Source organism: Micromonospora sp. NPDC047738, from assembly GCF_040642675.1.
GTDB lineage: Bacteria > Actinomycetota > Actinomycetes > Mycobacteriales > Micromonosporaceae > Micromonospora.
The window spans coordinates 96,449-116,228 of record NZ_JBEYSO010000006.1 but is presented as its reverse complement, the minus strand read 5'-3'; the positions used below and the strand labels follow the sequence as shown (position 1 = coordinate 116,228).

20 protein-coding genes are annotated in these 19,780 nt (G+C 73.5%); 8 read left to right on the top strand and 12 right to left on the bottom strand.

Features of this window, described 5'->3' with window-relative positions:
• Positions 1–103: 103 nt before the first annotated feature.
• Positions 104–1,447 (bottom strand): class I SAM-dependent methyltransferase, encoded by a 1,344-nt coding sequence (locus ABZ783_RS12560; RefSeq protein ID WP_357436723.1) that lies wholly within the window; start codon positions 1,445–1,447, stop codon positions 104–106.
• Entirely contained in the window at positions 1,444–2,844 is a 1,401-nt protein-coding gene (locus ABZ783_RS12555) for an FAD-binding oxidoreductase (protein ID WP_357436721.1), read from the bottom strand. Before ABZ783_RS12555 ends, ABZ783_RS12560 begins: the two co-directional genes overlap by 4 nt.
• 93 nt (positions 2,845–2,937) lie before the next feature.
• Between ABZ783_RS12555 and ABZ783_RS12550 the strand changes: the two genes are divergently transcribed.
• The 3 genes from ABZ783_RS12550 (at position 2,938) to ABZ783_RS12540 (ending at position 4,568) form a co-directional block, all read left to right on the top strand.
• Complete coding sequence (locus tag ABZ783_RS12550) at positions 2,938–3,408, top strand: YbaK/EbsC family protein (RefSeq protein ID WP_357436719.1); 471 nt, start codon at positions 2,938–2,940, stop codon at positions 3,406–3,408.
• A gap of 89 nt (positions 3,409–3,497) precedes the next feature.
• Positions 3,498–3,782, top strand: a complete 285-nt coding sequence (locus ABZ783_RS12545) for a DUF427 domain-containing protein (RefSeq protein ID WP_357436717.1) — start codon at positions 3,498–3,500, stop codon at positions 3,780–3,782.
• 57 nt (positions 3,783–3,839) lie between these two features.
• Positions 3,840–4,568 carry an RICIN domain-containing protein gene (locus ABZ783_RS12540; protein ID WP_357436716.1) on the top strand — a complete coding sequence of 243 codons (729 nt, stop codon included), beginning with the start codon at positions 3,840–3,842 and terminating at the stop codon, positions 4,566–4,568.
• A gap of 122 nt (positions 4,569–4,690) precedes the next feature.
• Here ABZ783_RS12540 and ABZ783_RS12535 read toward each other — a convergent pair whose 3' ends face one another.
• On the bottom strand, positions 4,691–5,992 hold the full coding sequence (locus ABZ783_RS12535; RefSeq protein WP_357436713.1) for an MFS transporter: 1,302 nt from the start codon (positions 5,990–5,992) through the stop codon (positions 4,691–4,693).
• 70 nt (positions 5,993–6,062) lie between these two features.
• Here ABZ783_RS12535 and ABZ783_RS12530 point away from each other — a divergent pair, with 70 nt between their 5' ends.
• Positions 6,063–7,037, top strand: a complete 975-nt coding sequence (locus ABZ783_RS12530) for a helix-turn-helix domain-containing protein (RefSeq protein ID WP_357436712.1) — start codon at positions 6,063–6,065, stop codon at positions 7,035–7,037.
• A gap of 89 nt (positions 7,038–7,126) precedes the next feature.
• Here ABZ783_RS12530 and ABZ783_RS12525 read toward each other — a convergent pair whose 3' ends face one another.
• Entirely contained in the window at positions 7,127–7,603 is a 477-nt protein-coding gene (locus ABZ783_RS12525) for a hypothetical protein (RefSeq protein ID WP_357437167.1), read from the bottom strand.
• Positions 7,604–7,747: 144 nt separating this feature from the next.
• Between ABZ783_RS12525 and ABZ783_RS12520 the strand changes: the two genes are divergently transcribed.
• A complete protein-coding gene (locus ABZ783_RS12520) occupies positions 7,748–8,401 on the top strand; it encodes an SRPBCC family protein (RefSeq protein ID WP_357436709.1) in 654 nt (217 codons plus the stop codon).
• Complete coding sequence (locus ABZ783_RS12515; protein ID WP_357436707.1) at positions 8,401–8,805, top strand: metalloregulator ArsR/SmtB family transcription factor; 405 nt, start codon at positions 8,401–8,403, stop codon at positions 8,803–8,805. Before ABZ783_RS12520 ends, ABZ783_RS12515 begins: the two co-directional genes overlap by 1 nt.
• A 151-nt stretch (positions 8,806–8,956) precedes the next feature.
• Here ABZ783_RS12515 and ABZ783_RS12510 read toward each other — a convergent pair whose 3' ends face one another.
• The 3 genes from ABZ783_RS12510 to ABZ783_RS12500 are packed head-to-tail and all read right to left on the bottom strand — an operon-like array spanning position 8,957 to position 12,913.
• Positions 8,957–10,909 carry a VWA domain-containing protein gene (locus tag ABZ783_RS12510; RefSeq protein WP_357436704.1) on the bottom strand — a complete coding sequence of 651 codons (1,953 nt, stop codon included), beginning with the start codon at positions 10,907–10,909 and terminating at the stop codon, positions 8,957–8,959.
• Positions 10,910–10,911: 2 nt separating this feature from the next.
• Positions 10,912–12,390 carry a sigma 54-interacting transcriptional regulator gene (locus ABZ783_RS12505; RefSeq protein ID WP_357436701.1) on the bottom strand — a complete coding sequence of 493 codons (1,479 nt, stop codon included), beginning with the start codon at positions 12,388–12,390 and terminating at the stop codon, positions 10,912–10,914.
• Positions 12,391–12,418: 28 nt separating this feature from the next.
• Entirely contained in the window at positions 12,419–12,913 is a 495-nt protein-coding gene (locus ABZ783_RS12500; protein WP_357436698.1) for a helix-turn-helix domain-containing protein, read from the bottom strand.
• A 97-nt stretch (positions 12,914–13,010) separates the two neighbouring features.
• On the opposite strand from ABZ783_RS12500, the gene ABZ783_RS12495 reads away from it, so the two are divergent.
• Together ABZ783_RS12495 and ABZ783_RS12490 are read left to right on the top strand one after the other, a co-directional pair.
• Positions 13,011–14,447, top strand: coding sequence for an MFS transporter (locus ABZ783_RS12495; RefSeq protein ID WP_357436695.1), 1,437 nt, complete (start codon positions 13,011–13,013; stop codon positions 14,445–14,447).
• A gap of 15 nt (positions 14,448–14,462) precedes the next feature.
• The gene (locus ABZ783_RS12490; RefSeq protein WP_357436692.1) at positions 14,463–14,948 is read left to right on the top strand and encodes a pyridoxamine 5'-phosphate oxidase family protein; all 486 of its coding nucleotides are present in this window, start codon (positions 14,463–14,465) and stop codon (positions 14,946–14,948) included.
• A gap of 119 nt (positions 14,949–15,067) precedes the next feature.
• On the opposite strand, the gene ABZ783_RS12485 is transcribed toward ABZ783_RS12490, so the two are convergent.
• From ABZ783_RS12485 to ABZ783_RS12465, 5 genes are all read right to left on the bottom strand, one after another.
• On the bottom strand, positions 15,068–16,174 hold the full coding sequence (locus tag ABZ783_RS12485; protein ID WP_357436690.1) for a hypothetical protein: 1,107 nt from the start codon (positions 16,172–16,174) through the stop codon (positions 15,068–15,070).
• A gap of 76 nt (positions 16,175–16,250) precedes the next feature.
• Entirely contained in the window at positions 16,251–16,901 is a 651-nt protein-coding gene (locus ABZ783_RS12480; RefSeq protein WP_073832894.1) for a response regulator transcription factor, read from the bottom strand.
• Entirely contained in the window at positions 16,898–18,199 is a 1,302-nt protein-coding gene (locus tag ABZ783_RS12475; protein ID WP_357436688.1) for a histidine kinase, read from the bottom strand. Before ABZ783_RS12475 ends, ABZ783_RS12480 begins: the two co-directional genes overlap by 4 nt.
• Positions 18,200–18,269: 70 nt before the next feature.
• Positions 18,270–18,767, bottom strand: a complete 498-nt coding sequence (locus ABZ783_RS12470) for a hemerythrin domain-containing protein (protein WP_357437165.1) — start codon at positions 18,765–18,767, stop codon at positions 18,270–18,272.
• A gap of 5 nt (positions 18,768–18,772) precedes the next feature.
• Positions 18,773–19,741, bottom strand: coding sequence for an aldo/keto reductase (locus ABZ783_RS12465; RefSeq protein ID WP_357436686.1), 969 nt, complete (start codon positions 19,739–19,741; stop codon positions 18,773–18,775).
• Between the last annotated feature and the right edge of the window lie 39 nt (positions 19,742–19,780).

The window sequence follows — 19,780 nt, the reverse complement described above, 5'->3', positions numbered from 1 at the left end:
GGGTGGGGCCCGAAGGTTGATTGGCCGACCCGAGCAATCTCCGGAACGGCCCAGACGACGAAAGGCCGCGCGAACCGCGCGGCCTTTCGCTGAACCGATGAGGTCAGGGCGTCCAGTCGGGGCGCAGCGGGTAACCGTTCACGCCCTGCGGGCCGTTGTGGGTGGCCAGCACCTGGTGCAACTGGATGTCGTTCCGCTCGAAGGCCAGCCGGGAGCCGGCCATGTACAACCCCCACACCCGGGCGGTGCCCAGGCCAACCTCCCCGACGCAGAAGTCCCAGTGCTCGACCAGATTGCGGCACCAGCCGGCCAGCGTCAGCGCGTAGTGCTGCCGCAGGTTCTCCTCGTGGTGCACCTCCAGCCCGGCGTCGTGAATCTCGCTGACCAGCCGACCGGGCCCGGCCAGCTCACCGTCCGGGAAGACGTACCGGTCGATGAAGGCGCCGGAGCGGTGCGGGGCGCGGTTGTCCGCGCGGGTGATGCAGTGGTTGAGCAGCCGGCCCCCCGGCTTCAACCGCTCCTTGAGCGCCCCGAAGTACGCCGGGTAGTTGCGCACCCCGATGTGCTCGGTCAGCCCGATCGAGGAGACGGCGTCGAACTGCTCACGCGGCGCGTCCCGGTAGTCCAGGTGCCGCACCTCGGCCAGCTCACCCAGCCCCTCCCGCTCGATCGCCGCCTGCGCCCACTCCGCCTGGGCCCTCGACAGGGTCACCCCGAGCGCCTTGACGCCGTACTCCCGGGCCGCGTGCCGGACCATGCCGCCCCAGCCGCACCCGACGTCGAGCAGCCGCATCCCCGGCTTGAGCGCCAGCTTCCCGGCGACCAGGTCATACTTGGCGCGCTGCGCCTCCTCCAGCGTGTCGCCCGGGCTGCGGAAGACCGCGCAGGTGTACGTCATCGACGGACCGAGCACCTTCTCATAGAAGGCGTTCGAGACGTCGTAGTGGTGCGAGATCGCCTCGCTGTCCCGGCCGCGCGAGTGCCGCAGCCCGGACATCACCCGCTTCCAACGCGGCGCGGCCTCCTGCGGCGGGGGCGGCGGCGGCATCAGCCGCTCCCAGCCCAGCCCCTTCACCAGGGCCAGCCCCTCGCCCACCGCCGGCAACCGCAGGCGCACCTCGTCCTTGAGCACCTTGAACGCCTCGTACGGGTCGCCCGGGTGCACACCCTCCAGCCCCAGGTCACCGCTCACGTACGCCCGGGCCATGCCCAGGTCGCCGGGTGCGGTGAGCAGGTAGGACAACCCGCGCGGGGTGCGGATCGTCACGGTGATCCCGGCATCGGCCGGGCCGACGGCGCTGCCGTCGTAGCCGGTGATGCGGATCGGCAGGTCGCCGGTGGTGACCGTGCGGATCACGTCCGCCACGGTCGGTTCGCCGCGGCGGCCACCCGCCGGCGGGTTGCCCGGGGTGCTCGCCGCCCCCTGTTCACGGTCGGTCAGGCTCATTGTCTCGCTACCGCCTTCTCGTACAGTCCGGTCAGCCGGTGTTCCGGGTCGTAGCGGTCCTTCGCGGCGCGCCAGGTCTCCCCGCCGTAGAGCCGGTGGAACGCCTCCCGGTCGTAGTACGCGTCGGAGTAGAGCGACTTGTGCCCGCCCACCTCCGACACCTTGCGCTCGATCTCCCGGTTGACGTCGCCGTCGGCCGCGCCCTCGGCGATCGGCACGCTGCCCCAGAAGCCGATGTTCACGTAGGTCTCGCCCGGTTGCAGGGGATACAGCGGCCAGGCCCGGGCGGAGCCGGGGCCGGCCGGCTCGCGCAGCCGCAGCGGGCAGAGCCAGACCGGCGTCATCCTGACCGTCCGGGCGAACCAGCGCAGGAAGTCGGCGGTGCGGTCGAGCGGGATCTCCACGTCCTGCACCACCCGCTCCCGGGCCGGGTTGCCCCGCCAGCGGTCGACCCGGGTGGCCACCTGGTACCGGTGCTCCAACCGCACGATCCGGTGATAGAAGTCACTGCGGCGGTAACGCTGCGGCCACAGCCGACGGACCACCGGATGCTGCACCCCGAACGCCGCCGAACACCAGAACCAGTCGGTGTCCCAGCGCCACAGGTAGTCGTACGTGGTCAGCACGTCCCGGGTGCGCCGCTGCAACGACCGGTAGTAGATCTCCTGGCCGGTGTAGTCGCTGGGCCGTCCCCCCGGCTCGTCGGTGAACGTGGCGAGCATCAGGTACGCCTCGCCGGGGCTGAACATCACCGCGTCCATCCCGTCGACGGGGTCGCCCTCCCAGGATCCCTTGGCGATCACCTCGCCGATCGCGTCGGTCAACTCCTCCAGCCGGGTGAACCGGATGTTGCGCAGGGCCACCCACCGGCGTACCGGCTGCAGCTCGATGCGCAGCCGGGTGGCGTAGCCGAGGCTGCCCAGCGAGTTGGGAAAGGCCCGGAACAACTCGGCGTGCTCCCCCTCGGGCCGGGCGGTGACGATGTCGCCCGCGCCGGTGAGGATGTCCATCTCGTACACCGACTCGTGCGGCAGCCCGTTGCGGAACGAGGTGGACTCGATGCCCAGCCCGGTCACCGCCCCGCCCAGGGTGATGGTGCGCAACTGCGGCACCACCAGCGGCATCAGCCGGTAAGGCAGGGTGGCGTCGACCAGGTCCTCATAGGTGCACATGCCCTGCACGTCGGCCGTCCGGGCGGTCGGGTCGACGGCGATCACCCCGGTCAGGCCGCTCACGTCCAGGCCCGGAGCGCCGGGCGCCGATCTCGGCCGGAACAGGTTCGAGGTGCGTTTGGCCAGCCGCACGGTCTCGCCGGGGGGCACCGCGGCGTACGACCGCCGCAGCGTGTCCACCGCTTGCTCATGGTCAACGGGATGATCCACACGCTGAGCACGCATGAGATCACATTACGCCTGCTCCGCCAGCTTGGCGGGCTGTCCACCATGGCCTTTTCGTATCCACCGGTCGGCGGGCGGGTTACCGTGGCGGGCATGCCGTCCCCCGCGATCGCCGCCCTCGACGCCGCCGGACTGCCGTACCGGGTGATCCGGCACGGCCCGGTCCGCAGCCTCGCCGAGGCCGCCCGGGCGCGCGGCGTCGCGGTCCCCGACGTGGTCAAGACCATCGTGGTACGCCGGGGCGAGGACGACCATCTGTTCGTGCTCACCCCCGGCGACCGGGTCGTCTCCTGGCCCAAGCTGCGCGCCCTGCTCGGGGTGAGCCGGATGTCCATGCCTGACGCCGAGGCGGCCCGGGCGGCCACCGGCTACGAGCGCGGCACCATCACGCCGTTCGGCTCGACCACCGCCTGGCCGGTGGTCGCCGACGAGCGGCTGCGCGGCCGGGAGATCACCCTCGGCGCGGGCGAGCACGGGGTGGCCGTGGCCGTCGACGCCGACGCGGCCCTCGCCACGCTCGACGCGACGGTCGCCGACGTGACCGACCCGGAACCGGCCCGCTGACCGGCAGCGTCAGGGCCCGCCGGCCAGCCGCCCCGACTTCGCCTGCCTCGAAGTCGTCAAGGTCCGCCCGACGGCCTACCGTGGACAGCATGCCGAAAGCTGTCTGGAACGACCTGGTCATTGCGGAGAGCGACGACACGGTGGTGGTCGAAGGAAACCACTACTTCCCCCGCGCCGCGCTGCGCGAGGACCTGATCCGCGACTCGGCCACCCACACGTTCTGCCCGTGGAAGGGCACCGCGTCGTACTACACCCTCGAACACGCGGGCCGGACCAGCGCGGACGCCGTCTGGTACTACCCCGACCCGAAGCCGGAGGCGGAGATGGTGCGCGACCGGGTCGCGTTCTGGAAGGACGTCCAGGTCGTCGACTGAGTCACGCCCGCACCAGGCGGCTCGCCATCGACGGTCGCCGTGGGTCAGGATGCCCCCATGTCCGCGCCCCGCACCGACCCGCCCGGCACCGTCTACGGCGCCCGCCGCCTGGCCCGTCTCCGCCTGCCGCAGGACCCGCTGATGCGGATCGCGCTGGGCGTCGCCGTGGTCGGCGTACTCCTGGGGGCGTTCCTCGCCACCGGGGTGCTCGGCGGCGGCGACCAGCCGGTGTCCACGGCGGCCGTGCCGACCCCCACGGCGAGCGAGTCGAGCCCGGCCGCGCCCACCACGGAGGCCACGCCCACCACGGCCGCGCCCACCACGGCCGCCCCGCCGTCGCCGACGGCCGCGCCGGCGCCCCCGGCCCCCGCGGCCGGACCGAAGGTGTTCCGTGGCGTCCCCTCCGGGCGCTGCGTCGGGGTGACCGGTGACGAACCGGAGGGCGCGCAGGCGGCGCTGGCCGACTGCACCGGCGGCCCGGAGCAGCAGTGGGTGGCGACCCCGGTCGCCGCCGACGTGTTCACCCTGGTCAACGCGGCGAGCGGCAAGTGTCTGGACGTCTACGGGCAGAGCGCCGACGACGGCGCGAAGGTGGTGCAGTGGTCCTGCAACGGGCAGGCCAACCAGCAGTGGCGACTCGCCCCGGCCGCCGGCGGCGCCGTGCTGCTGGTAGCCGTGCACAGCGCCAAGTGCGCGCAGGTCCACGACGCCGGTAGCGACGCGGGCAACGCGCTGGAACAGGCCCCGTGCGGCGGCGCGCCCGAGCAGCAGTGGGCGATCGGGTAGCCCCGGGGACGGGTCGCCGACGTGGCGGTGTCCGGCAGCCGCGGACATCGCCAGGTCGCCGATGACACTGGCGGGCCTCGGCGGCCCGGCCGGCGGACGGGGACATCGCCAGGTCGCCGGCGTCAGCCCCGGTAGCTCCAGGCGCGGGGCGCGGCGGCCACTGGCACCGCGACCGGCACGGGCACCGGCTGTCGTCGGCGCAGCAGCAACGACAGCCCGGCCGCCCCGATCGACAGCGCGCCGGCCGCGTACCAGGCGAGGGCGTAGTCGCCGAGCTGGTCGCGGACCAGTCCGGCGCCGGTCGCCGCCACCGCGGCGCCGATCTGGTGGGCGGCGAACACCCAGCCGAAGACGACCGCGCCGGACGCGCCGAAGTATTCCCGGCACAGTGCCACGGTCGGCGGCACGGTGGCCACCCAATCCAGCCCGTAGAAGACGATGAAGACCAGCATGCTGGGCTGCGCGGTGTCGGCGAAGAGGCCCGGAAGCACCAGCAGCGACGCGCCGCGCAGCGCGTAGTAGGCGCCGAGCAGCAGCCGGCTGTCCATCCGGTCGGTGAGCCAGCCGGAGGCCACCGTGCCGGCGATGTCGAAGATCCCGACCAGGGCGAGCAGGCCGGCGGCGGTGGTCTCCGGCATGCCGTGGTCGTGCGCCGCCGGCACGAAGTGGGTGCCGACGAGGCCGTTGGTGGTCGCGCCGCAGATCGCGAAGCCGCCGGCGAGCAGCCAGAACGGCCGGGTTCGCGCGGCGGCGGTGAGCGCGCCGATCGCCCGGGCCGCCGCCCCGCGGGCCGGCGGGGCGGGCGGCAGCACCTCGATGGCGCCGTAGGCGGGCAGGCCGAGATCCGCCGGGTGTTCGCGCAGCAGCCACACCACCAGGGGTACGACCGCCAGCGCCGCCCCGGCGACGACCAGCGCCGCCACCCGCCAGCCGTGGTCGCGGACCAGCACGGCGATCAGCGGGAGGAAGACCAGCTGCCCGGTCGCCCCGCCCGCGGTGAGCACGCCGGTGACCAGCCCTCGCCGGCGGACGAACCAGCGCCCGGTGACCGTGGCCACGAAGGCCAGCGCCATCGATCCGGTGCCCAGCCCGACCAGGACGCCCCAGCAGAGGATGAGCTGCCAGCTCGCACTCATCATGACGGTCAGCCCGCTGCCGAGGGCCACCAGCACCAGCGCGCCGGCCACCACGCGGCGGATGCCGAACCGGTCCATCAGCGCGGCGGCGAACGGGGCGGTCAGCCCGTAGAGCATCAGGTTGACCGAGACGGCGGCGGAGATCGTCGCGAGGGGCCAGCCGAACTCGGCGTGCAGCGGGTGCAGCAGCACCCCGGGCGTGGCGCGGAAACCGGCCGCGCCGACCAGCGCCACGAAGGCGACGGCGGCGACGGCCCATGCCGGGTGGAGACGGCGGGAACGGGTCACGCTCCGAGTCTCGGGGTGGGCGGACCGCACGACGAGTGGCCGGAAAGCCATCGTGCGCAATAATCGGGCCATGGTTGTCGTTCCGCACCGGATCGCCGTGCTCGCCCTCGACCAGGTGGTCGGCCTGGACCTGGGCACCCCGTCCCAGGTCTTCGGCACCGCCCGTACCGACGACTTCCAGCAGCTCTACACCGTCGACGCCTGCGCCCCCGGCGGTGGCCCGGTCCGCAGCACCGCCGGGTTCCAGGTCGTCCCCGATCACGGGCTGGAGCTGCTCGACGCCGCCGACACGGTGATCGTCCCCGGCATCCACGGCGGCCCGCCGCTGGCGGACGGGACGCTGGCCGCCGAGGTGACGGCGGCGCTGCGGGCCGCCCACGAGCGTGGCGCGCGCATCATGTCGATCTGCACCGGCGCGTTCGTGCTGGCCGCCGCCGGCCTGCTCGACGGCCTCCGGGCCACCACCCACTGGGCGTACGCGGACCGCTTCCGCCGGCTGCACCCGGCCGTGGACCTCGACCCGGACGTGCTGTTCATCGACTCCGGCCGGGTGCTCACCTCGGCCGGGGTGGCCGCCGGCCTCGACCTGTGCCTGCACGTGATCCGCACCGACCACGGCAGCGAGGTGGCCAACCGGTCCGCCCGGCGCTGCGTAGTGCCGCCGTGGCGGGACGGCGGCCAGGCCCAGTACATCGAGCGCCCGGTCCCCCGAGCGGCGGAGACCGGCACCGCGGCCACCCGGGAGTGGGCCCGGCAACGGCTGCACGAGCCGGTGGCGCTGCGCGACCTGGCCGCGCACGCCCGGATGAGCGTGCGCACCTTCACCCGGCACTTCCGCTCGGAGACCGGACTCAGCCCGGCGCAATGGCTGCTCCAGCAGCGCACCGAGCACGCCCGGCTGCTGCTGGAGACCACCGACCTGAGCGTCGACCAGATCGCCCGACACGCCGGCTTCGGCACCACCGCCGCCCTGCGCCAGCACTTCCACCAGCGGGTCGGCGTCGCCCCCACGGCCTACCGCCGCACCTTCCACCGCATCTCCTGATCCCCGCCGCCGGACCGGCAGGGCCCCGGGCAGCGCGTCTCACCCAGGAGCTTCGCCGGGCATCGCCCACGCCACCGGCTCGGCTTCGCTCAGGCCAGGTGCGGTTGGCGGCGCAGGGCGCGGAGCTGGGCCAGGTGCATCGGCAGGTGGACGCGGGTGTGCAGGTCCAGGGTGCGGCCCCAGGGCAGCGAGTCGGCCACGTCCAGGTCGAAGCCCTCCCGCAGCACCGTCTCCACCGGGGTCTCCGCGGCCGGGCCGAGGCGTTCGGCGAGGGTGCACAACTTCTGGCTGGTCGCCCGAAGCAGCGCGGCAAGCCCGTCCAGCCCGCCGCACTCGGAGACCAGCGCGTCGAGCTGCGGGCGGTGGATGGTCTCCAGGTCGTAGTACGCGAACGGCGAACCGGCCAGCACCGCCTCGGTCGCCTCGCTCATCAGCTCGTCGTTGGCGGCCAGGTGGGCGACGATCTGCTCGGCGCTCAGCTCCCCGTCCTCGGGCGGCCCGAACCCGCCGGCGTCCACCTCCGCGAGCACCGTCTCGTACGCGCGCCGCAGCTCCGCAGCGTCCACGTCGTCCATGCCCGCATCCAACCCCGCCTACGGACGGCAGCGCCGCGGCTACCCCGCCGGGTTCACCCGGACGAGGCCGCCTGGCGGGGTTTACCCACCCGATCGACCGGGCTAATATAAGCCAAAACTTATGGAGGAGGAGTCTTGACGCTCACCAGTGACCCCGTCCGCGCCGCCGGTCTGGTGGCCCGCGAAATCCGCGGCGGCACCCGCGACGGCCGACCCACCAAGATCGCCATAGCCCGCCGCCGGTACGCCGCCGAACGCCCCGACGTGTGGGACGCGCTCACCAACGCCGAGCGGATCCCGCGCTGGTTCCTTCCGATCAGCGGCGACCTGGTCGTCGGCGGCCAATACCAGCTCGAGGGCAACGCCAGCGGCGTGGTGGAGCGCTGCACCGAACCGGAGAGCTTCGCGGTGACCTGGGAGTTCAACGGCCAGGTCTCGTGGGTGCAGGTCCACCTCGGCGAGGCCGACGGCGGCACGACGCTGGAACTGGTCCACGAGGCGCACGTCGACCCCGACCTGTGGGCGCAGTTCGGCCCGGGGGCGGTCGGCATCGGCTGGGACCTCGCGCTGCTGGGCCTCGGCCAGCACCTGGCCGGCGCCGCCCTCGACCCGGCCGAGGGGGCCGCCTGGCCGCTCAGCCCCGACGGCACCCGATTCGTCCGGCTCGCCGGCGAAGGCTGGGCCCAGGCCGCGATCGGCGACGGCGACGACCCGGAGCAGGCCCGCGCCGCCGCGGCGCGTACCGTCGCGTTCTACACGACCGCGCCGCAGGAGGCACCGGAGGGCTGATGGCGGGTGCCGTCTTCGACGCGCTCGGCGATCCCGTGCGCCGCCGGATCCTCGAGCTGCTGAGCCTCGGCGAGCGGCCGGCGGGCGCGATCGCGGACGCGCTGCACGCACAGTTCGGGATCTCCCAGCCGGCCGCCTCCCAGCACCTCCGCGTCCTGCGCGAGGCCGGGCTGGTGACCGTACGCGCCGAGGGCACCCGCCGCATCTACGGCGTCGACAGCGCCGGAGTCGCCGTGGCCCAGGAGTGGCTCGCGCGCTTCGCGGACCCCTTCGCCCAGCCCCTCGACGCCCTGGAGACCGAGCTCGCCCGCGGTCGCCGGGCACGGCGACGGGCCGGCAACCCGGACCAGGCCCGGGAGCCGGGCCCCACGACCGAGCGCCGACCACCCCGAGCCACCGCCTGATCTCAGGATTGTCCGGACACGCCGACCCCGACGATGCTCCATACACCCTTGGCGGGCCACCCGATCGCAGACCGCGAGTCGTTCCCGACATCAGCTCGACAGCGGGCGAACGAGGGGCCCGCCGGCCGACCCGACGGGAGCCGGCGACCGGTCAGCGGCGGCCGTGGCGGGCGCGCAGGTAGTCGGAGACCACGTACTCGCCGAGATCGTCGAGATCGGGGGTGAACATCCGGCCCCGGGACCGGCGGGCCACCGCGTCGACGAACCGGCGCAGACCCGCATCGTCGCCAAGCATGAACAGATTCAGCGTCGCGCCGTAGCGGGTGAGCCGGTCCACCTCCCGGATGGTCGCCTCGATCGTCTCCGGCAGCGGCGGCCAGTGGAAGTACGCCTCCCCGTCGTCCGGGTCGAGGTGGGCGGTCGGCTCACCGTCGGTCACCACCAGCACCACCGGCTCGGCGCCGGGGTGCCGGCGCAGATGCCGGCCGGCCAGCCGCAGCGCGTGCTGCAAATTGGTGCCCTGCTGCAGGTCCGGCTCCACCGCCGCCAACTCCTGCTGGGTCAGCGGCAGCGCCTCCCGCCCGAACCCGATGATCTGCAGCGCGTCCTGCGGGAACCGGGTCGCCACCAGATGCGACAGCGCCAACGCCGTCTGCTTCATCGGCCCCCAACGCCCCTGGGAGATCATCGAGTACGACAGGTCGACGCAGAGCGCCACCGCCGCCGACGCCCGCCGCTCCGTCTCCACCACCTCGAAGTCGTCGACCGCGAGCTGCACCGGCACGCCCGGACCGGCCCGGCGTACCGCACGGGTCAGCGTGCGCACCACGTCGAGGGGCTGCTCGTCGCCGTACTCCCACGGCCGGGAGGCGCCGCTGACCTCGCCGGCCGCGCCCGCCGAGTGCAGGTCGTGCTGGCCGCGCGGGCCGGCCGTCAGATCGGCGAAGACCCGCCGCAGGGCGGTGCCGGCCAGCCGGCGCAACGCCTTCGGGCTCAGCGTCAGCCCCTCCGCGTCCCGGGTCACCCAGCCCTGCCGGCGCAGCTCCCGCTCCAGCTCCCGCAGCCGGCGTACGTCGTCGGCCGCGTCCCGGCCCAGCGTCCGGGCCACCGCGTCGACATCGACGTCGTCCAGGGTGGCGCCCGGCTGGTCCTGGTCGAGCTGGTCCAGCAGCTCGTCCAGCTCGGCGAGCTCACCGAGCGCCCCGGTCGCCTCGCCGTAGCCGAGCGGCCGGTCGCCCCGGATCCGCTCGCCGCGCTGCCAGTTCAGGTCCGGGCGCAGCGCCCGCAGCTGCGCGTCCAGCTGCGCCAGCTCCCCGGCCAGCCGCTCGCCGAGGGACTGGCGCATCAGCCCGGCCAGCTCCTCCCGCTGCCGATCCGACAGCGACCGCATCAGCCGCTCTCCGGCCGCCGCCCGGCGGGCCAGCACGTCGATCAGCTCGTCGACGTCCTTCGGCCGTTCTGGGAAGAACTCGCCGTGCCGGCGCATGAACTCGGCGAACGCGTCGGTGGTGTCCTCGGACCGGGCGTGCCGGGCGAGCAGGTCGTTGAGGTCGCGCATCATTTCGGCGAGCTGCCGCTGGGCGGCCGGGTCCGCGGCGGCCCGCGCCGCGTCCCGCAGCCCGGCGAAGCGCTGTTCCAGCACCTCGCCGCGCAACCCGTCCAGGATCCGCTGGTACGTGGCCCGCGCCTCGTCGCTGGCCCAGTCGTACCCGGACAGCTCCTCCACGGCGCGGGCGGTCGAGCGGGGCAGGTTGTCCAGCACCGCCTCGGCGAAGCGGGCGTCGTCGCCGTCCCGGCCGCGCAGCTCCTCCCGCTCGGCTGCCAGGGCCTGGTCGAGCAGCGCCCGCGCCCGGGTCACCGCGCCGTCCAGGTCGCCCCGGCGCAGCGCCTCGCGGCGCAGCCGCCGGGCCCGGGCGGCCAGCTCGTCCAGGCCGCCGCGCCCCTGCGGGCCGTGCCGCAGCAGATCCCGCAGCGCCTCCCGCAGGCTGCCGCCGCCCAGCACCTCCGCGCCGACCGCGTCCACCGCGGCCCGCACGTCGTACGGCGGGGCGAGCGGGTCGGGCCCGCCGCGCCACTGCCCGTACCGGAACCGGTTGCCGGCCATGCTCAGTCCCGGCCGCCGTAGACGGTGCGCCCGGAGTCGGTGACGTCCTTGCCCAACCGGCGGGTCAGGTGCAGCCCTTCCAGCACGAACTCGATCCCGGCGGCCGCCTCCTCCGGGCTGGGCGCGTCGCCCAGGCCCAGCCGGTCGAGCACCTTGGCCAACCCCGGCACGGTGCCGACCTGGCGCAGCAGCTCGGCGGAGGAGACCAGCTCGCCGGTCTCGATCACCTCACCCTCGGCGACCAGCGCGGTGAACCCGGACAGGTCCAACCCGGCCAGGCGGCCCCGGAACGTCTCGGCGGTGGCGGTGCGCAGCAGGTGGGCCAGGATCTCGATCTCCCGCCCCTCCTCGCCGCTCTCGAACTCGACCTTGCCGCGCAGGGTGGAGGTCACCGAGACCGCGTCGCCGACCCGGGCCACCGGCGCCTCGGGACGTACCACGGGGTCGCCGGCCCCGGACGCGGCGCCGCCGGCCGCCGGAGCGGCGAGCAGGCCGGCGCGGCGCAGCGCGGCCGCTGCGACGGTCTCCGCGGCGGCGATGGCGAACCGCGCGGACACCCCGGAGCGCGGGTCCACCGACGGCGACTCCCGCACCGCGCGGGCGAACCGGGCGAGCACCTCCAGCACGTGCTCCGGCACCTCGGCGACCAGGTCGGCCTCCTGCCGGATCAGCGCCAGCTCCAGCTCCAGGTCGGCCGGGTAGTGGGTACGGATCTCCGCGCCGAACCGGTCCTTCAGCGGGGTGATGATCCGGCCCCGGTTGGTGTAGTCCTCCGGGTTGGCGCTGGCCACCAGCAGCAGGTCGAGCGGCAGGCGCAGCTGGTAGCCGCGGACCTGGATGTCCCGCTCCTCCAGCACGTTCAGCAGCGCCACCTGGATCCGTTCGGCCAGGTCGGGCAGCTCGTTGACGGCGAAGATGCCCCGGTTGGTGCGCGGCACCAGTCCGAAGTGGATGGTCTCCGGGTCGCCGAGCGTACGCCCCTGGGCGATCCGGATCGGGTCCACGTCCCCGATCAGGTCGCCGACGCTGGTGTCCGGCGTGGCCAGCTTCTCGCCGTACCGCATCGAGCGGTGCAGCCAGCCGATCGGCAGCTCGTCGCCGCGCTCCGCGACGAGGGCGCGGGCGGCCGGGGTGAGCGGGTGCATCGGGTGCTCGTTGAGCACCGAGCCGGGAATGACCGGGGTCCACTCGTCGAGCAGCGCGCCGAGCGACCGGATCAGCCGGGTCTTGCCCTGGCCCCGCTCGCCGAGCAGCACCATGTCGTGGCCGGCGAGCAGGGCCCGCTCGACCTCCGGCAGCACCGTGTCCTGGTAGCCCACGATGCCCGGGAAGCGCTCCTCCCCGGAGCGCATCCGGGCGAGGAGGTTGTCGCGGATCTCCTGCTTGACCGTGCGGTAGTGGTGGCCGGCCGCCCGCAACGCGCCGAGCGTGCCGGGCAGGTCGGCGGGCGGGACCGGGGAAACCTGGGTTGGCGCAGTCACCTGAGCAACGCTAGCGCGCGGTTGGGGGTCACCGACGGCCCGCGAGGACTTCCCGGGCGATGGCATCTCGTTCGGCTGCCTCGCGTTCGGCTCGGGCCTGTTCCGCGGCAGCGCGCTGGTCATAGGCCGCTCGCGCGGTGGCAATTTCGTTCTGGTGCGTCTCGGTCCACGTCACCAGTGCCCGGATTGTCTTGTGCAGGGTGGCGCCGAGTGCGGTCAGCTCGTAGTCGACGCGGGGTGGAACCGTCGGGTGCACCGTCCGACTCACCAGCCCGTCACGTTCCAGGTGCCGCAGGGTGCGGGCGAGCATTCGCTGGCTGATGCCGTCGATCATGCGCCGTAGCTCGGTGAAGCGCAGGCTGCGTCGGTCCAGCAGGGCGATGACGAGCAGTGACCACTTGTCGGCGATCCGGTCGAGGATCTGGCGCACCTCACAGTCCTCGCGGGTGTCCCACTGGAGGACGTCGTAGTCGGCGTCGGTATCTCCGCAGTCACCGAGGGACCGGAAAGTTCCGTCTTCCATGCCTGTTGATGGTGCCTGACGATGCTCTCGGTAACAAGAAGGAACCAACATGCACCAGGAGAACCGGAGGGTGGTACGCCCTCCGAGAGGAGTCGCGATGTCTACGTCGAGCAGCCGTATGGGTGCGCGGGCGTGGGGTGTGTTGTTCGTGTTGTGCGGGGCGATCTTCCTGGAGGGGATCGACGTGGCGATGCTGAATGTCGCGCTGCCGGCCATCAGGGAGGATCTCGGGCTGTCGACCGGGGTGCTCAGCGGGGTGGTGAGCTCCTACGTGCTCGGGTACGGGGGCTTCATGCTGCTGGGCGGGCGAGCGGCCGACCTGCTCGGCCGGCGGCGGATGTTCCTGCTGTGGCTGGTGGTCTTCCTGATCTTCTCTGGGCTGGGTGGTTTCGCCACCGAGGGCTGGATGCTGCTGGCGGCGCGCTTCGTCACCGGAGTGGCGGCTGCGTTCATGGCCCCCGCCGGGCTGGCCCTGGTGACCAGCAACTTCCCCGAGGGCCCGCAGCGCAACAGGGCGCTGGGGGTGTACGCCGGCACCGCCGCCGGTGGCTTCTCCCTCGGCTTGGTCGCTGGTGGCCTGCTGGTCTCGGCCGGCTGGCGGTGGGTGTTCTTCGCTCCGGTAATTCTCGCCGCGGTGATTCTGCTGGCCGCGGTGCCGCTGCTGAAGGATGACGTGCAGGAGACCCCGGAAGTGCAGGGCTTCGATTTCGCCGGTGCCCTCAGCGTCACGGCCGCCATGCTGCTGCTCGCCTACGGTGTGGTCCGGCTGGAGCACGGTGGGCAGGGGCTTGGGACGACCGTGGCGTTCCTCGCCGCAGGCATGGTTGTTCTGGGAGCCTTCGCCCTGATCGAGCGGCGCTCGGCCAGCCCGCTTGTCCGGCTCGGCATCCTGAAGTCGGCTCCGTTGGTGCGGACCAACCTGGCTGCGCTGCTGTTCATGGTCAGCTTCGCCGGGTTCCAGTTCATGGTGACGCTCTACCTGCAGGAGTTGCGGGGCTGGACCGCCCTGCAGACGGGTCTGGCGATGCTCGTCGTTGGCATCGACACCATCCTCGCCCCGACCCTGACGCCGTGGCTGGTCAACCGGTTCGGAAACGTGCGGATCCTCTTCGGCGGCATCGTCTCCGCCGCGCTGGCTTACACGCTGTTCCTGCCGGTCGCGCCGGATTGGGCCTACGCGGCGATGCTGCCGAGCATGCTCCTGCTGGGCCTGGCCTTCTCGCTGTCCTACGGCCCCCTGACCATGGCAGCCACCGATGGCATCGACGAACGGGAGCACGGCCTGGCCGGTGGCCTGCTCTACACCTCGATGCAGTTCGGTATGGCGCTCGGCATTTCCGCGGTAACCGCGGTGAGCCTGGCCACGGGCAGCGCGCAGGACGGGGAAGGCATCAGCCTGGAGGCAATCCGCAGTGGCCTGGTGCTGCCGGCGGCTGCTGCCGTCCTCGCCGCGCTCATAACGGCGTTCGGTCTGCGCCGGAAGGCACCGACGCCTCGGGTGCCGACGCCGGCAGCAGCCCGCACATTGGTCTGAGCAGGAGGAGCAGCGATGGCGATCAGGGTTGCCACGTTCTCGATGATCGAGAGCCAGTTCAACGCCTACCTGCGGGACATCGGCTACGCCACCATGACCACGGTCGACGTCAAGGGCCGCCCCCGAGCTCGAGTGCTGATCGCGGTGTGGGAACAGGTCGACGAGCGGCTGCTGGGCTGGCTGGCGACGTACAAGACGCCGGTCAAGGCGGCACACCTGGCCACCAACCCGCACGCCACGTTCTCGTACTGGAGTCCTCGGCAGAACGCCGTGGCGATCGACACGGTCACTGAGTGGGTGGACGACATCGAGACCAAGCACTACGTGTGGCAGCTGTACGAGCGGACCAGCCCGACCGGAGTCGGATACCCCCTCGGCAACTTCTGGCGCAGCCCCGCCGACCCGAAGCTGCACGTGCTACGGCTGACCCCGTGGCGCGTCCAAGTCATCCGCGGCACCGATCTGCAGAGCCGTATCTGGCGGGCGCCCGACGCCGACTGACGGCTCGAAGAGACACACGCCGCCGGTCGTACCGGCTGGAAGGACCGGCGGCGTGTCGGCCGTAACAGAGGATCCTTTGCCGCGCCGGTGCGAGCACGCGGAGGGCCCGGCCTCCTGGCTCAACCAGGAAGATTCCCGCGCTGCTGAACGGGTTCGTCACGCCTGCCACACCGTGGGCAGGCACCCCGACGGCGCAGGTGGTACGCCACCGCCGCCGCGCCGAGCGCGACCCCCCAGAGCGGCCAGAGCAGCATCGGCGCGGTGGTGAGACTGAACCCGCCACTCATCTCCCAGAACTTGGGGAGGCTGATCAGCCCGAGGGTGGCCGCGGTCACCGAGATCGCGACCAAGGCCGCCGGTACGACCGCCAACGTGATCGGCACCCGCCGCCCGGCCAGCCCCACCATCCACCGGGGGAACCGTTCACCCCAGGGCCTTACCAGGCCGAGGGTGAGGATCGCGCCGACCGTGGCGAACGCGGCCAGTCCGGCACCCGCCCACACCAGCCCGGTCTCCCGCATCTCCCGCAGGAAGTCCCCCGGGATGCCGAGCGGAATGCCGGCCGCCCAGGCGAACCGGACCACCGCGTAGGAGAGCGGGATGGCCGCGGCCGGGTAGGCGGCCCACCGCCCCCAGCGGGCGGCCGCCGCGGGCGAGGTCCAGCCCCGCTCGTAGTCGTCGCGACCGCAGGCCGGGCAGGCGCCGGCGGTACGCCGCTGCCAGACCAACAGCGCCCCGGCCAGCAGAACAGCGCCGACCAACGCGCAGCACCTCGCCAGCAGCGGCCAGTCGAAGACGTCGGCGTAGTCGACCGGCGGCCAGCCGAACGGCGCGCCGATGATCAGCATCGGCAGGTAGCCGAGGATGACCAGCACCCGGGCGTCCGGCACCACCACCGCCAGCCCGAAGGCGACCGCCCATCCGTAGCCGAGCAGCAGCGCCCGGGGCAGACCGCGTACCGCGTCGGTGCGGCTCATCAGCAGCGCCGCGACCGCCGCGAGCAGCAGCACCCCGGCGAACAGCGGGGCGCCGAGGTGGACCGGGACCAGCCGGAGCAGGCTGGCCTCGCCGTGCGGATCGTTGGCGCCGAACGGGTAGCCGGACCCGATCAGCGAGGAGACTCCGGCGAGCAGGCCCCAGCAGCCGAGCCAGGCGGCGGCGAGCGGGGCGGCCAGACGAAGCCGCGTCCCGGCGGCCCGGTGGGGTGGGGAATCGGTGATCGTCATCATGGCTCCAGCCTCGGCCGGCCGGGCACTCCGGTCCTCCCGTGCGGCGGGGAACCCGTTCCCCCGCCGGAGGGACTCAACCGGTCGGCACCACGAAGCCCGACTCGTACGCGGCGATCACCGCCTGCGTGCGGTCCCGTACCCGGAGCTTGGTCAGCACGTTGCCGACGTGGGTCTTCACCGTCTCCACCCCGACCACCAGCCGCTCGGCGATCTCAGTGTTGGACAGCCCGGTGGCCATCAGCCGAAGCACCTCGGCCTCCCGGTCGGTGAGCCGCGCCGACCGCAGCCCGTCCCCGCCCCGGCCCCCGTACGCCCCGACGAGCTGCCGGATCGCCGCCGGGAAGAGCAGCGACTCACCGGCCGCCACCACCCGGATCGCCTCCACCACCTCGCTCGGGCGGGCCCGCTTGAGCAGGAAGCCGCTCGCCCCGGCGCGCAGCGCGTCGTAGACGTACTCGTCGTTGGCGAACGTGGTGATCACCAGGATGCGCGGCGGGTCGGCGGAGGTGGCGAGCAGCCGGCGGGTCGCCTGGATTCCGTCGATGGCGGGCATCCGGACGTCCATCAGCACCACCCGGGGGCGCAGCTTCGCCACCAGCGGCGGCACCTCCGCGCCGTCCGTCGCCTCACCGACCACCCGCAGGTCCGGCTGGGCGTCCACGATGGCCCGCAGCCCCACCCGGACCAGCTCGTCGTCGTCGACGATCAGCACGTCGATGCTCACCCGTTATCCCCCCTCGGCACCGGCAGCGAGGCCCGCACCCGCCACCGGTCGTCCTCCGGCCCGGCGGTGAGCCGCCCGCCGAGCAGCAGCACCCGCTCCCGCATGCCGGCCAGGCCGCGTCCGCCGCGCCCCGCCCGCGCCGCGCCGCGCAGGCCGTTGACCAGCTCGATCTCCAACCACCGACTGGTCCAGGCCGGCGCGTCCGACGCCGCGCCGCGACCGGGAGCCGCCGCGTCCTGGGGTACGTCCACCCGCAGCGTCACCGGACCGCGGCCGTGCCGGGCCGCGTTGGTCAGCCCCTCCTGCACGATCCGGTAGCCCTCCCGGGACACCGCCGCGGGCAACTCCCCGACCGCCCCGCTCACCCGGGACTCGACCGCCAGGCCGGCGGCGCGGGTGTCGGCGACCAGCCGGTCCAGCCGGGCCAGGGTGGGCTGGGGCGCGGTGGCGGCGCGCCTCGGCCCGCCGTCGCTCTCCCGCAGCAACCCGAGCACGTGGTCCAGATCGTCCATCGCGTGCCGGCTGGTCTCCTCGATGGCGAGTAGCGCCCGCCGGGTGAACTCCGGGTCGACGTCGAGCAGTTCACGGGCGGCCCCGGCCTGGAGCGTGGCCACGGTCAGCGCATGCCCGACCGAGTCGTGCAGCTCCCGGGCCAGCCGGTTCCGCTCGGCCAGCCGGGCGGCCCGGGCCTCCAGCGCGGCGATCCGCTCGCCCTGGGACGGGCCGAGCAGCACCGGCGCCATCGACGCGGCGAGCGCGCCCAGCCCGGCCACCGCGTAGCCGAGCCCGACCAGCAGCACCACCCCGGTCAGCGTGGCGCCGACCGGGTTCGCGATCAGCGGCCCGAACCCGTTGGCCCGGCTCACGCCCGGATCGAGGCCGATCGGCCCGGCCAGGAAGACCAGCGCCATCGGCAGGGCGCTGATCGCCGCGAACAGCACCAGACCGCCGGTGAGCAGGTGCAGCGCGATCCAGAGCGCCGCGCGTACCCGGGTCTCCCGGTCGATCCGGTGGCCCGCCGCCGGCTCGGGCAGGTCGACCGCGAGCAGCGCCCGCGCAGCCGCGATCTCCAGGGCCCGACTGCCGGCGAGGAACACCGGCACCGCCGCGAGCAGCACGGCCACCAGCAGCAGCCCGAAGACCACCGGCCGGGGTGCGTCGTCGTTGGCCAGCATCTGGGCGAAGGCCGCCGCGAGCAGCGCGTACGGCAGCGCGAGCACCCCGCCGAGCAGCAGGAACACCGCCCGCCGCCAGGTGCTCCCGCGCACCAGCGGCCCCAGCACCCCCCGGAGACTCACCCACCCATTCTCGCGCCGCCCAGCACCCGGTCGACTCCCCCACGATGGGGAGATCCGCACCGCCGGGGCGTCAGCGGTGCTCCTGGACGTACTTCTCGGGGTCCTTGTCCAGGAACGGCAGGTTCCGGCCGTTCTTGTGCTCGCCGTAGAACCTCAGCCAGCGCGCCCCCAGCTCGGCGCGCAGCTCCACGCCGGCGTGCCGGCGGAAGTCGGGCAGCGCCTCGTCCTCCTCCTCGGCGAGGTGCTCGCTGTTCTCCCGGCGAGCCTTCCACACCGCCGCCCACCAGGGGTCCGAGCCGACCTCGTGGCGCTTCGACTCGGCGATCGCGTCGCGGATCTTGTTGTGGTCGCCGATGGCGTCCTCGGTCTCCTCCTCGCCGTCGTCGCCGTGCTTGACCAAGTGCGGGTAGAGGATGGCCTCCTCCGCCTCGGCGTGGATGTCCAGATGCAGGGCGAGCGCTTCCCAGATGGACAGCAACTCGGTCGGGTCGCGGGCGTCGTCGAGCCGGGCGAAGCCGCGACGGAAGGCGGCGTGGTCGTCGAGGATGAGTGCGGTGATGTCGTCCATGGTGGTCACTTCCCGGTCCGGGCGCGGATCAGCTTGGGTACGGCGGCCAGGCCGGTGACCGGCCGGAACTGCCGGGCGGCGGTGGCCAGGGCGGCGTACTCGTCGTCGGCCAGGTCGATCTCGGCGGCGGCCGCGTTGCGTTCCATCTGCTCGACGCCGGAGGCGCCGGGGATGGCCACCACGTTCGGGGAGCGCAGCACGTACGCCAGGGCGATCTGGCTGGGCGTGGCGTCGTGCGCGGCGGCCACCTCGCGCAGCGTGGCGATCAACGGGGTGCCGCGTTCCAGGTTCTCCGGCAGGAAGTACGCGTTGGCCCGGCGGACCGCCCCGCCGGGCAGGTTCCGCGCGTCATACCGGCCGGAGAGGAACCCCTGCGCGAGCGGGCTGTACGCGATGACGATCCGGCCGGCCTGCTCCGCGTACGGAATCAGGTCCGCCTCGGGGCCACGGTCGACCATGCTGTAGCGGACCTGATTGCTCAGCACCCGGCGGCCGAGCGCGGCCTCGGCCGCCTGCCAGCGGCGCAGGCGGTAGTTGCTGACCCCGACCTCGCCGACCAGCCCGACGTCCTGCAGGCCGCGCATGCCCCGCATGGTGGTGGTGTCGGCGACCACCGGGTTGGGCTGGTGCACCTGGTAGAGGTCGATGCAGCTGACGCCGAGCCGGGCGGCGGAGGCGACCGCGCGCTGATGCACCACCGGGGCGACCGGCAGCACCGGGAAGATCTTGCTGGCCACCACGACCTTGGCCCGGTCAGCGCCAAGCGCCGCGCCGAGGATGCGCTCGCTGCGGCCGAAGCCGTAGAGCTCGGCGGTGTCGAAGAGGGTGACGCCGAGGTCGAGCGCCCGCCGGACGATGTCCGCTGCCCGGCGCTCGTAGTCGGCGCCGTAGCCCCACTCCTTCGAGCCGAACTGCCACGTGCCGAGGCCGATCTTCGAGATCGGCTTGGGGGTGTCGAGCTGGACGAAACGCATGGCACCGAAGCTACCCGGACAAGCGGGACCCCACGCCCG